Source organism: Cutibacterium sp. KBN10P07758 (assembly GCF_050286205.1).
GTDB lineage: Bacteria > Actinomycetota > Actinomycetes > Propionibacteriales > Propionibacteriaceae > Cutibacterium > Cutibacterium acnes.
On the sequence record NZ_JBNNQV010000001.1, the window covers coordinates 1,377,653 to 1,390,548 of the forward strand.

Genomic DNA, 12,896 nt, shown 5'->3' on the forward strand with positions numbered 1-12,896 from the left:
ATTAAAGTTGGATTTTGTGTACAATCATTTCACACCGTGGGGATGGCGCGTTTCGTGGTGTGTCATCGCAGACATGGAACCACAAAGTCTCGATTCGGGGAGGAGATTCCATGGACAGCCTGACGAATCTTGCAACGACTGAGGGAAGGAACCCGGCCAGCGAAGAACTCGACCAGTTGCCGACCCTCGACGTGCTCCGCCTCATGAATGACGAGGATCACCGCGTTCCGGATGCTATCGCTTCTCAACTTTCAGCCATCGCTGCCGTCGTGGAGGCTGCAGTAAAGGGTCTGTCGGCCGGAGGCCGTTTGATCTATGCCGGTGCCGGAACGAGTGGGCGTCTAGGGGTCCTCGATGCGGCGGAATGCCCACCGACGTTTAGCACCAACCCCACGATGGTCGTCGGCCTCATCGCAGGTGGACAGCAGGCGATGTTTCAGGCCGTGGAGGGAGCTGAAGACGATGCGGATCGTGGCGCTGAGGAGTTGAACATGCTTCAGCCTGGGCCCCACGACGTCGTCGTCGGTCTGGCAGCCTCAGGACGAACTCCTTGGGTTCTAGGTGTGGTGCGCGCTGCGAAGCGAGCTGGGGCAGTGACGGCTTCAGTATGTTGCAACCATCGTGCGGTCATCAGCAGCGAAGTAGACCTTCCGGTGGAAATCGACGCTGGCCCTGAGGTTCTCACGGGATCGACCCGCCTTAAAGCAGGGACCGCGCAGAAGCTGGTCCTCAACATGATCTCCACGGCAACCATGGTCGGCCTAGGTAAAACATATGGCAACCTTATGGTTGACGTCTCTCCGAGCAACGAGAAGCTACGGCAGCGGGCCATGTCCATTGTCATAGCTGCCACGGGATGCTCCTGTGATGATGCCATCACGGCGTTGCACGAGGCTGGCGGACATGCCAAGACGGCCATTGTCATGGTGCTGTTGGGGATGACTGCGACTCAAGCTCGAGCCCGACTGGCTGAAGCGGGCGGCGTAGTCCGGGTAGCCGTCGATGAGAACCACCTTCGCCTGTGAATCTTCCAGGGAGGAAGTCATGGACTATCACTTACTTGCACGAGAAATACTCGATCTTGTTGGAGGGCCCGACAATATCGCGTCTTTTACCAATTGCATGACGCGGCTGCGTCTCAACCTCATCCGGCCCGAGACTGCTGATGCTGAGGCCATCAATGGGCTGGCCGGGGTCCTTGGAGTCGTCGAGGGTAAGGAGCTGCAAGTCGTCGTTGGGCCTGGTCACGCGGAAAGATTACGGTCAGCATTCGGTGAGGTCATGGGGTCGGTGGATTATACTCCTGCCACCGACACAGACGCGACGACTCAAGTCACGCCGCCTGGCACCGCAAAGCGAGGTGTGGACTCTGCAGTGGTCGAAACAGAGCCGAGTTCAGTCCTGGAAGGTGATACAGATATAGCCGTTCGCACCAAGAAGATGGTCCGAGGCACGCAAACATCTCGGGTTCAAGCGATGTTCCGTCACATCGGGAACATTTTCGTCCCGATCATCCCAGGGTTCATTGCCTGTGGGCTAGTGACCGCCATCTGCGGGATTTGGAAGACAATTGACCCCACGGTTGCCGATGACGGGTGGTTCCTGGTTTTAGTTGGTCTGGGAGGGATCGTTATTGCCTCGCTCAACTTCATCGTCGGCCACAACACAGCTCAAGAATGTGGTGGCAGCCCGGTGCTAGGCCTCATCGCGGGCGGGGTTCCATATATGCCCGCTCTGGCGGGTACGGCAGCAACCGACAAGACGGCAGCTATCCCGCTGACGATCCCAATATTCGGGAAGCTTCAACCCGGACTGGGAGGTGTCATCGGCGTCATGATCACCGCCTGGCTGTTCACCGTCATCGAAAGGCGGTTGAGAAAGGTCGTCCCGGCGGCTATCGAACTTTTTCTTGTGCCGGCTGTAACTTTGCTCCTCGGCGCCGCAGCGTCAATCTTTGTGATCATGCCGTTGTCATCTTTGCTGATGAAGGGCCTCACATGGCTGCTCGTCGACTTCGCCCTTGCTAAAGGTGGAATCATCGGCGGATTTATCCTCGCAACCTTCTTCTTGCCTATGGTGATGTTGGGCATTCATCAGGGACTCACCCCAATTCATGCTCAACTCATCGCTAATCATGGTTTTACCGAACTATTACCCATTCTTGCGATGGCTGGCGCGGCTCAGGTTGGAATGGCTATTGCCGTTCTTATGAAAACCAGGAATCCGAAACTGCGATCTGTGATTAAGAGCGCGCTACCAATTGGCATCCTTGGTGTGGGCGAACCCCTCATTTACGGGGTCTCGTTACCGTTACTGTACCCCTTCCTCACCGCGTGTCTTGGTGGCGGTTTCGGAGGTGCCTTTATAGCGTGGGGGACGCAGAACTCCGGAACGTTTGGCTCCCAGGCCTTTGGCCTGTCGGGCTTACTCATGGCACCGGTGATTTCGGCCGGCAAGTGGGGCTGGTATCTCGGTGGCTGGCTCATTTCAGTAATCATGGGAGCTGTGCTCACTTACCTGTTCGGTTTCAAGGATTCCATGGCCGAACGCATTATGGACTGATCGATGATGCGGTCCGTATATCTGACCAACGAGAGTTGTGGGCTGGTTGCTCGCCAGGCTGCTTCGCACAGCAAGGTCATATTCGCCTCGCTACAGGTGCCTGAAACCGAGTACGCGAAATCCTTCACTCTGGTCGCTCTGAAGCGCGTCGGATGTCGTACTTCCTGCCCGCGTCCTGGCGCTGAAATCACCAGTAGGTGGCGTGTGGAACGACCGCGATTGTTCACAGATCGCGGTCTTCTGGTGGCTTTTATTCTCGCAGAGATGGGACTGCGAGCTCCGCTACGTCGTGGCTTACCGAATTTAGAGTACGAGCGGTATGGCAACGCGTGGATCATCGTATTGCACCGTACGGGAGCGGCGGTGACTTTGACGGAAGAAGAGCTGCCCAATGAGACCCGTTCCTGTGATGACGAGAAAGAGCAGGATTATGTGTTTCTTGGGAGTTGACATTGGCGGAACGAGTGTGAGATCCCTCGTTACCGATGCGGGCGGGAAAATACTGGGTTATCAGCGTATTGCACGCGTCAGTCACGAATCTTTATGGCAGGCTATCAATGACTGTCTAGGCACGGTGTTGGCTCAATCTTCGGTTGTGCATGTGGAAGCCGCTGTCGTCGGAGCCGCAGGCGCGGGTCCGACTGGGAATCACGACGTCTGTCAGAGTGTCGAGAAGGCATTTCGCGCCGTCGGCCTAGATGTCACCCCTCAGGTGGTGACCGACATTGAGATTGCCTACTGGTCTGCCGCAGTTTTGGGGGATGGTTCGATTCTCGTGGCAGGTACTGGTGCGATAGCCGGTCGCTTCTCGGAATGGCGCTGTGTCGATCGCCGAGATGGAGCTGGGTGGTTGCTGGGGGATCATGGCTCCGGCTATTGGATTGGGAGAAAAGCCTTGCGAGCTGCGGCGGCGGACCTTGATCGTCGTGGCCCGAGCACCACTATCACGCGTGGGGTTGTTGAGGCTCTTGGATTGCCTCGTGGATGTACCGTTCAGGGTCTCATTGGCAAGACGAAGGAGCTTCGACCGGCAGACGTCGCAAGCTTTGCTCAAATCGTATTGTCCGCTCAAGACGACAAGATCGCGTCGATCATCCTGGCTGATGCGGCATCGGAGCTGGTGACGACCGTGAAGAGTGTTGGTGCTGAGCACGTCATCCTGGCAGGAGGCTTGCTTGCGCCGAACACAAGCCACAATCACCAACGACCTAACACGTTGCGGGCAATGATGGAGGACTCGCTGGGTGAGTGCCCATATGCGAGCCACCCGGTCGTCGGGGCATGCTGGGCGGCCGGGCGCTTACGAGGTGTCGAGCTGCACAAAGTCGATCTGATGAATGCATTAGAGGTTCGTTCGGATTCCAGGAGACGATGACAATGAATACTGACAGGTTAATCACTCGCAGGACCGTAATGTCGGCAACGTGCGTCGCGACGGTGGCCGCGATGATGAGTCCTGCTCCCACAGCAGAGGCTAAGACCGACCTAGGAAGGCCGAGGGTCATGTGGCAGCAGTGTGTTGAGCGCGCGTTACAGTGCTTTCCTACTGGCGGCGGCTACCACACCGGCAGAAATATTCCGCCTGGCTTTCGACAAACAGCGTGGACAGGATTGGACCGTGCGGTTCGGGTCACGGCGACTGGCGTTTGCGTGGACCCTTACCTTGCGACACCGTCGTTTTGCTCCTCAGCCACCTATCTTTTGCTGCTCAAGAGCCTTGAACTATACGAGAAAACCTGCGGCGTCATGCCGCCCAGGAAGGAGTGGGAATACCTGAAGCCTTACACGGTGGACCACAGGCCCTACCCGATCCAGAACGATGGCGTCGGAGCGTGGGGGCGTGCAAATGCCAACGGACCGGGCATGGCTGAACTGGCCCATGAATTGAAAATTGGTACCAACCTGTACATCGGTACTACGGGCGAATATGCGAACCTCGCGGATCGCAACGAGATGTTCGCGAGTATCCGCAGGTACGACTTCATGAAAATATTTTGGAATGACGAAATCGGAAAGGATGAACGTGGCCACATGGTGGTTGTCTTAGGGCGGTCGAGTCACAGTAACCGTTCCAGGCATAGGGTGGGAACTGTGCGCTATTGGTCATCCAATGGATCGCACACCGACATCAATGGTGGTTATGGAATTAAGTGTGTCTCCGAAGACAAGATTCATCGCGCTGTCGTAACGCGAGTCGACCGACCTTGGAACGTGTGGAACACCGAGGTGATGGGCCCCACCGACGTCTGTGCGCCGTTGGCAGAAATTGCTGCCGACAGGAATATGACTCCGGACGAGTTGAAGCAGTTGGTCGAGGCTAAGAGTTGTTGGCCTAGACGGTTTAGCGGATCGCAAGGCGCTCATGGGAGGTACGTGAGATGAAGCGCATTCTGTGGGGTGGGGCTACCGCGGCCAGTCAATATGAAGGCGGGTTCTACGACGGAAAGGGAATGGACACCCAAGACTGTCGTCGATGGATTCCGCGGCTATCGAATGATACGATACAAACTCGTCTCCTCACCGAGGCTGATATTCGAAACGCAAAGAATTCTCGTTCTGACGACTGCCGGTTCCCGTTCCGTATGGGATCGCGGGGTTACGAATACTGGGAATCAGACTTACACTACATTACCAGTCTTGGCCTAGATGTATATCGTCTTTCGATTAGCTGGGCCCGTCTATTTCCCACTGGTTTCGAGGACCAGCCCAATCCGGAAGGGGTGATGTACTATGACCGGATTATTCGCACCCTTGCACATGCTGGAATTAAAGTCTTCATCACGATCAATCACTATGCGATGCCGATTGCGATCGTTGACAAGTACGGAGGTTGGCGACATCGTGACGTCATCGATCTGTATCTTAAGATGGCGAAATTTGTCGTCGATCGCTGGCAAGAAAATGTAGACTATTGGCTTCCTGTAAACGAGATTAATTCCGGGTATTTCAGTCCTTATAATGGACTCGGAATAATAGGAACCATCGATTACTCCTATGATTATCGGTCAGTCTTTAATGGTCTTCATTACCAAATGATAGCAAGCGCCCTCATAACAAAATACGGTCGCGATATCGGAGCACGAGGAAAGTTCGTGTGCATGGTGAGCTGTTTCGATTACTATGCGCTCCATCCCACACCTGAGGACAACATGAAGCTCGTTCACGACGAGCAGATCAATCAGTGGTGGTGTGCAGATGTACTAGCAACAGGTGAATACGGGTATTACACAGAGAAGTTCTTGGCCGACCATGGGGTAGTACTCGACATCACGGACAAGGACCGTGGCATACTCAGGTCGAATACCTGTGACATCGTGTCATTTTCGTACTATTCATCGTCGATTTGTAGTGTAGACGAAAAACGTGAACAAGTCCCTGGAAACCTGGTACCAACATTGAGAAACCCTAGTTTGGAAGCTACCGAGTGGGGATGGCAGATAGACCCCATGGGTTTGAGGATTACGGCTCACAAGGTTTACGACCGGTACCGGAAGCCCATAATGGTTGCTGAGAATGGATTGGGTGCGCGGGATAATGTCGACTCTGATGGGCGTATCCACGATAATTATAGAATATCATATCTCGAGCGCCATATGGAACAGGCTGAGCTTGCCGTGCGGGAGGGTGTAGATATAGAAGCATATTTCGTTTGGGGCATCATTGACATCGTCAGTGCCGGTAGTTGCGAAATGGAGAAAAGGTACGGTGTCGTCTATGTCGACGCAGACAACGAAGGGCGGGGAACTTATAAACGGTTGCCGAAAGATAGTTTCTATTGGTATCGCGACTTCATCGCCTCTCATAGGTGATTGATACACAATCAAGGAGGATTGGTCATGTCTAATGTTTTACTGGTTTGCTCTGGTGGTATGTCGAGTGCGATCGTTCTCAAGGATTTGGAGAAGGAATTCCAGAAGCTGGGTGAGCCGCTCCGGGCTAAGGCTGTCGGGTCAGGGCAGGCGCAGGACGAAATATCGGCAGGGGAATGGGATCTCGTTTTGGTCGCTCCCCAGGTGCGAAATAGATTGAAGACTTTTCAACAGTACGCCGATCGACATGGGATCCCGATTTGCGCGATTCCTCCGATTGCCTACGGTCCGCTTGGCGGTTCAGAACTGGTAAAGACTGTCAAAGAACATCTCGGGTGATCGCCATGGAGAAGTTCTTTAACTTCTTGGATAGGAGAGTGGCTGGCCCGATGTCGATGATATCGGAGCAGCGACATATCCGGGCTATTCGCGACGGTGTAATTTCCGCTATCCCCTTCATCATCGCTGGCAGCTTAATTCTTATTATAGCAGCTCCGCCGGTCCCTGAAACGTCGGGATTTGCCATGTGGGCGAAGGACCATGCGGAACAGATTCTCATTCCATATCGTATGACGTTCGGCATCATGTCCCTATATGTATGCTTCGGAGTCGGTTCAAGTCTTGCTCGTAGTTATGATCTTAGTGGCCTTGCTGGTGGCCAACTTGGTGTCGCTGCATTTCTACTTAGCCTGACCCCAAAGACACTTGGAGGTGGAATCTATGTGGCGCTTGAAAGTCTAGGCTCAAAAGGGCTATTCCCTGCGATGATCTTAGCGCTGCTGGCCGTTGAAGTGATGCGCATCTGCTATAAGCATAACCTGACATTCAGGATGCCCGAACAGGTTCCTGAGTCCGTCAGCCGATCTTTTGGCGCGGTCGTTCCGGCCTTCATTATCATGGGTGTTATGACCCTTATATCTGTGGTTTTTAAGATCGACTTCGTCGATGTTGTTCAGCAGGGTCTGTCACCTCTAGTTAAAGCTGGCGATTCGTTACCGGGAGTATTAGTACCGGCTTTCTTAGTCGTATTTTTATGGTTCTTCGGGATCAGCGGAGATTCGGTAGTTGGATCGGTTGCCCGGCCGGTGTGGTTACAGTATCTGAGCGACAACGCTGACGCCGTGGCTTCCGGTGTCCCGGCTCCTCACATCGCACCGGAAACGTTCTTTCAGTGGTTCGTCTCCATTGGTGGCTCTGGGGCGACTATTGGTCTAGTTATTGCCGGGTTTTTAGTTGGGAGAGCAAGGTATACCAAGTCAATCATGCGAGCGGTCGCGGTTCCTGCGCTATTCAATATTAGTGAGCCGATCATGTTCGGTCTCCCGGTCATGATGAATCCGTTTTTTATTATACCCTTCCTCCTCGCGCCGTTGGTGCTATGCGTGGTAACTTGGTTTGCGTTCAGTTGGGGTTTTGTCACGTACATGGCTGTTCAGCCGCCGTGGACGTTGCCCGCTCCAATAGGCGCATTCTTGACGACAGGTGGCGACTGGCGTGCTATCGTTCTGTGCCTTGTAAATATATTAATCTCTACTGTCATCTATTATCCATTCATGAGGATGTATGACAGGGATCAACTCAAAAAAGAACGATGCGAAGAAGGTGGAGCATGACTTCACAGTGTGGGAGTGACAGCCCGGATGGTGGGGCGGTGATGTCAGAGATCGAAACTGCCATTTTTACCATCATCACGAGTGCTGGTGAGGCGCGTGCGTCGCTGTATCAGGCTCTTGACAAAGCTCGGGCTGGTGAGATGGCTGAGAGTGAACAATGCATGATTGAGGCGGACACACAGTTGAAGAAGGCCCATGATGTGCAGACCGAGCTCATCACGCGTGATCTCAACGGCTCGCTGCCGATGTCGCTTTTGCTCGTCCATGCCCAAGATCAGTTGATGACGACGATGTCAGAACAGTCTCTCATTGAACACATGATTGGGCTAATTCGAGACATAGGTATGAACGGAGGGAAGTGACTGCTCGATTATCATGAGTTTGGAAGGTGCGCTACTTGAGTGTTTTCGCGTGGTGCCCGGTATGCGGCAGGGTACAGATTTCTGTGGCGCGGTCCCATGAGGTGGGTGCGTCGATGTGAGGAGGGGCTACCGGGCGACGCGGCGCGCACTATGACTGCCTTCGTTTCGCCGTCCCGAGAGTCCCCGGGCCTTAGTAGCTTGCCTCAGTCCTTCATCCCGCGCGGGCCCCGATGTTCGCGTCCGGCCTGGTGACAGAACGATGTATCGGAAGCGGTGATCAACCGTGACGCGTGACGATTATCATCCGTCGGTCAAGGAACCGCAGCGCCCCGTCGGCCAGTCTCAGGTCGATGTCGCGATACTGCTACGAGCTGATAACACGGCTTTTCAGGTGTTTGCCCAACCTAAGGTTCGGCCTGCCCATCTCAGGTAGGTCAGAGTTAGTGTCAAAGTCGCCAGTTCGCCCATTCGGCTCCACGTCAAGAGCACGGCGCTGCTAATACCCGGACGCAATTCCGGTGATTAGCGGGTTGACGACCTCCCATAGGGTTAATCGCGCAATACGGGTCTCGCTGTCGGCTGCACGCGCTCGCTGGTTGGCCCCGAGTGCCGTGACTGCAATCACCCCAGACGCATGAAGGTGCTCAGCAGTCTGATAAGCGGCGACGAAGCCACGACACTGACTTTAGCTGCGACGTCGTGGGACAGTCTGTCGACCACTTGGCGCAGGTTTCCAACGACAAGTCACAACACCACGGCAACGGTGGTGCCAAGAAAGAATTGGCCTCGTCACGTTGCCCACGCGACAGCTTCACACATTGTCTCACCCACGTCGTACGTCAATACTTGGCGTTCGCACCAGGGGTGATTCGAGATGTCCTTGGTGCCGACTACTCTGTCTAGGTCAGCACGATCGCAAGGCACGATCCCAAGGGCTTGGGGTCGGAATGTGAAAGGAGGGCCTGTGGCCCGTTCCGACTTCGTCCACCTCCACACCCACACCGAATACTCGATGCTGGACGGCGCTGCCAGCAACGAGAAACTTTTCGCCGAGGTGGCACGTCAAGGGATGCCTGCGGTCGCGATGACCGACCACGGAAATATGTTCGGTGCCTACGAGTTCTTCCAGATTTCCAAGAAGTACGACGGGGACCAGAATCCTCTCATTAAGCCGATCATTGGTATCGAGGCGTACGTCGCTCCGAGCACCCGCAAGTCACGAGTACAGGAATTCTGGGGGACCTCTCGTGATGCAGGAGATCCGGATGCCGAGGGCGGCAAAGACGTCTCTGGCGGCGGTCGGTACACCCATATGACGATGTGGGCGAAGGATTCCGAAGGCCTGCACGACCTTTTCCGACTCTCGTCCTTGGCGTCCTATGAGGGCTACTACATGAAACCGCGTATGGATCGCGAGCTCATGGGCCAGTACTCCGGTGGCATCATCGCCTCGACCGGTTGCCCATCGGGTGAGGTGCAGACCCGGCTGCGCCTCGGCCAGTTTGAGGAAGCTTGCCAAGCTGCATCCGATTATCGGGACATCTTTGGCCGTGAAAACTATTTTTGTGAGTTGATGGACCACGGCGTCCCGATCGAAAAGCAGGTGAGGTCCGACCTGCTGAAGCTGGCCAAAAAACTAGACATTCCGTTGCTGGTCACCAACGACTCCCACTACGTCACTGAGGATCAGGCCGACGCCCACGACTCTTTGCTGTGTGTCGGTGTGGGCCGAAACAAAGACGATCCGAACCGGTTCCGGTTCAACGGTTCCGGCTACTACATCAAATCCTCGGAGCAGATGCGGGCGCTGTTCCCCGACCATCCGGAGGCCTGTGACAACACCTTGCTGCTGACCGAGATGATTGGCTCCTACGACGAGGTGTTTAAGTACGTCGACCGGATGCCGCAGTTCGATGTTCCTGAGGGGGAGACTCAGGAGTCCTGGCTGCGTAAGAAACTCCAGGAAGGACTCGACGAGAAATTCGGTCCGAACCCGCCCAAAGAGGTCCTAGAGCGTCTCGAGACCGAGCTGTCGGTCATCGAACCGCTGGGATTCTCCTCGTACTTCCTCGTTGTCTCCGATATTTGCAACGCGGCACGTTCGATGGGGGTACCGGTAGGGCCCGGACGTGGTTCAGCGGCTGGTTCCCTGGTCGCCTACCTGACCGGCATTATCGCGATCAACCCGCTAGAACACGGTCTACTGTTCGAGAGGTTCCTCAACCCGGAGCGCGTCAATCCACCCGATATCGACCTTGACTTCGACGATCGTCAGCGTGACAAGGTCATTGATTACGTCACGCACAAGTACGGGGCTGAGTACACCAGCCAGGTCAACACCTTCGGCAAGATTAAGGCGAAGGCCGCTGTCAAAGACGCTAACCGTATTCTCGGCTATCCCTTCGCCCTCGGCGACAAGATCACCAAGGCAATGCCCCCGGACGTGATGGGCAAGGGCGTTCCACTGGACAAGATCTTCGACTCCTCCCACGAGAGGTATGGCGAAGGCCAGGAGTTCCGTCAGCTGGTGGCAGATAACCCTGACGTAGCCAAGGTTGTTGAGACTGCCAAAGGCCTCGAGGGGCTGATTCGAGGCACCGGCGTGCACGCCTGCGCGTTCATCCTGTCGAGTACCCCACTGCTTGACCTCGTGCCGATGCACAAGCGCGATAAGGATGGCATGATCATTGCCGGCTTCGCGTACCCCCAGCTCGAGGAGATGGGGCTCATGAAGATGGACTTCCTGGGCCTGCGCAACCTCGGTATCATGGATCATTGCATCAAGATCATCAAGGCCAACCGGGGGATTGATGTCGATCTCAAAAACATCGCCCTTGATGACAAGACAACCTACGAGATGCTGGCGCGCGGCGACACCCTAGGCGTCTTCCAGCTTGATGGCACGGCCATGAGGTCGTTGCTGCGGCTCATGGGTCCGACATGCTTCGACGACATTGTTGCCGTGCTAGCCCTGTATCGCCCGGGCCCTATGGGCGCTAATGCGCATATCTCTTATGCTCAGCGTAAGAACAACCGGGAACCGGTCATTCCGATCCATCCCGAACTCAAGGAAGACCTCGACGAGATCCTTGCTCCCACGTACCACCTCATTGTGTACCAGGAGCAGATCATGTCGATCGCCCGAAAACTTGCCGGGTACACCCTGGGTGGCGCCGACCTGTTGCGCCGAGCGATGGGTAAGAAAAAGAAGCACATCCTGGAGGAAAACTTCATCCCCTTCCAGGCGGGTATGCGTGAACACGGTTACTCCGACGATGCCATCCAGACTTTGTGGGACGTCATGGTCCCCTTCGCTGGATACGCCTTTAACAAATCCCACGCTGCTGGCTATGGACTTGTCTCGTATTGGACGGCTTACCTCAAGGCCAACTACCCGGCTGAATACGGCGCTGCTCTGCTGACGAGCGTCGGTGACGATAAAGACAAGATGGCAATGTACCTAGCCGACATGCGCGCCCAGCACATCAACGTCCTTCCTCCCGACGTCAACGCATCCTCCCTTGAGTTCACCGCTGTCGGTGAGGACATTCGGTTCGGCCTGGGGGCCATCCGAAATGTCGGGGCCAATGCCGTAGCTGAGATTATTCGCGCCCGGGAGGAGAACGGTCCAGCCCCCGATTTCTTCACCTTCCTCGATCAGGTCAGCTTGACAGTATGCAATAAGAGACTCATCGAGTCCCTCATTAAGGCTGGCGCTTTCGACTCTATGGGTCACTCTCGACGTGGGCTCATGGCTGTCTACGGGCAGGCCGTCGACGCCGTCATCGACATCAAGCGCAACCAAGCCAACGGTCAAGACGATCTATTCGGCATGGGGGATGATTCCCAGCCCACTCAGATGGGGGTCGAGAGGGTCGTTCCCGACGACGATTGGGATCGCAGTACCAAACTCGCCTTCGAGCGCGAGATGCTCGGTCTCTATGTGTCGGACCACCCGCTGCGTGGGCTCGAGGCTGCTCTGGAGGCTGAATCAGATATTTCGGTGGCGGAACTCGTTAATCCTGAGGGCCATCACGAGGGCCGGTACACCGTGGTCGGCATGGTCACCCAGATCGTGCGGCGTACGACTAAGAACGGTGACATTTGGGCCTCAGTGACCCTGGAGGACCTTGATGCGTCCATCACCATCGCCTGTTTCCCAAAGGTTTATCAACGAGTGGAACCCTTGCTAGCGGTGGACAGCATCCTGAAGGTACGCGGCTTCGTCCGGGAACGCGATGAGACGGTTGAAATGTCGGCCAACGACATCTGGTTGCTTGATCTCACTGACGCTAGCAAGGCACCAATGACGATCGATATGCGTCGCGGACGCTGCACCCGTGGCACGCTCGAAGAGCTGCGCGGGGTGCTGCGCAACCATCCGGGTAGTTCCGAGGTGAGGTTGCGGCTCATTGACGGCAAAGTGACAACAACATTCCGGCTTGCCGACGAACTTAAGGTCACCCAAGGTCAGCCGCTCATGGCAGACCTCAAGGCTTTGCTTGGCCCGTCGTGCGTCCCGAGGAGGCAGCAGTGAACGAGATGACTCG

General features: G+C 55.6%; 11 protein-coding genes. All 11 read left to right on the forward strand.

Features of this window, described 5'->3' with window-relative positions:
• The first annotated feature begins 110 nt into the window (after positions 1 to 110).
• The 11 genes from murQ (at position 111) to dnaE (ending at position 12,883) form a co-directional block, all read left to right on the forward strand.
• On the forward strand, positions 111 to 1,025 hold the full coding sequence (gene murQ, locus ACOYO3_RS06770; RefSeq protein ID WP_002517840.1) for an N-acetylmuramic acid 6-phosphate etherase: 915 nt from the start codon (positions 111 to 113) through the stop codon (positions 1,023 to 1,025).
• On the forward strand, positions 1,003 to 2,562 hold the full coding sequence (locus ACOYO3_RS06775) for a PTS transporter subunit EIIC (RefSeq protein WP_002524962.1): 1,560 nt from the start codon (positions 1,003 to 1,005) through the stop codon (positions 2,560 to 2,562). The genes murQ and ACOYO3_RS06775 overlap by 23 nt, the downstream gene beginning before the upstream one ends.
• Before the next feature lie 3 nt (positions 2,563 to 2,565).
• On the forward strand, positions 2,566 to 3,012 hold the full coding sequence (locus ACOYO3_RS06780; protein ID WP_002518959.1) for a hypothetical protein: 447 nt from the start codon (positions 2,566 to 2,568) through the stop codon (positions 3,010 to 3,012).
• The gene (locus tag ACOYO3_RS06785) at positions 2,972 to 3,937 is read left to right on the forward strand and encodes an N-acetylglucosamine kinase (RefSeq protein ID WP_002520522.1); all 966 of its coding nucleotides are present in this window, start codon (positions 2,972 to 2,974) and stop codon (positions 3,935 to 3,937) included. The genes ACOYO3_RS06780 and ACOYO3_RS06785 overlap by 41 nt, the downstream gene beginning before the upstream one ends.
• Positions 3,934 to 4,944, forward strand: coding sequence for a hypothetical protein (locus ACOYO3_RS06790; RefSeq protein WP_002518957.1), 1,011 nt, complete (start codon positions 3,934 to 3,936; stop codon positions 4,942 to 4,944). Before ACOYO3_RS06785 ends, ACOYO3_RS06790 begins: the two co-directional genes overlap by 4 nt.
• Positions 4,941 to 6,371 carry a glycoside hydrolase family 1 protein gene (locus ACOYO3_RS06795; RefSeq protein WP_002520523.1) on the forward strand — a complete coding sequence of 477 codons (1,431 nt, stop codon included), beginning with the start codon at positions 4,941 to 4,943 and terminating at the stop codon, positions 6,369 to 6,371. The genes ACOYO3_RS06790 and ACOYO3_RS06795 overlap by 4 nt, the downstream gene beginning before the upstream one ends.
• A 27-nt stretch (positions 6,372 to 6,398) precedes the next feature.
• Positions 6,399 to 6,710, forward strand: a complete 312-nt coding sequence (locus ACOYO3_RS06800; protein WP_002516586.1) for a PTS sugar transporter subunit IIB — start codon at positions 6,399 to 6,401, stop codon at positions 6,708 to 6,710.
• Positions 6,707 to 7,984 carry a PTS sugar transporter subunit IIC gene (locus ACOYO3_RS06805; RefSeq protein ID WP_002524961.1) on the forward strand — a complete coding sequence of 426 codons (1,278 nt, stop codon included), beginning with the start codon at positions 6,707 to 6,709 and terminating at the stop codon, positions 7,982 to 7,984. The genes ACOYO3_RS06800 and ACOYO3_RS06805 overlap by 4 nt, the downstream gene beginning before the upstream one ends.
• The gene (locus tag ACOYO3_RS06810) at positions 7,981 to 8,346 is read left to right on the forward strand and encodes a PTS lactose/cellobiose transporter subunit IIA (RefSeq protein WP_002518953.1); all 366 of its coding nucleotides are present in this window, start codon (positions 7,981 to 7,983) and stop codon (positions 8,344 to 8,346) included. The genes ACOYO3_RS06805 and ACOYO3_RS06810 overlap by 4 nt, the downstream gene beginning before the upstream one ends.
• A gap of 699 nt (positions 8,347 to 9,045) precedes the next feature.
• Complete coding sequence (locus tag ACOYO3_RS06815) at positions 9,046 to 9,249, forward strand: hypothetical protein (protein ID WP_002525639.1); 204 nt, start codon at positions 9,046 to 9,048, stop codon at positions 9,247 to 9,249.
• A 61-nt stretch (positions 9,250 to 9,310) separates the two neighbouring features.
• Positions 9,311 to 12,883, forward strand: coding sequence for a DNA polymerase III subunit alpha (gene dnaE, locus ACOYO3_RS06820; RefSeq protein ID WP_002524958.1), 3,573 nt, complete (start codon positions 9,311 to 9,313; stop codon positions 12,881 to 12,883).
• Positions 12,884 to 12,896 lie beyond the last annotated feature (13 nt).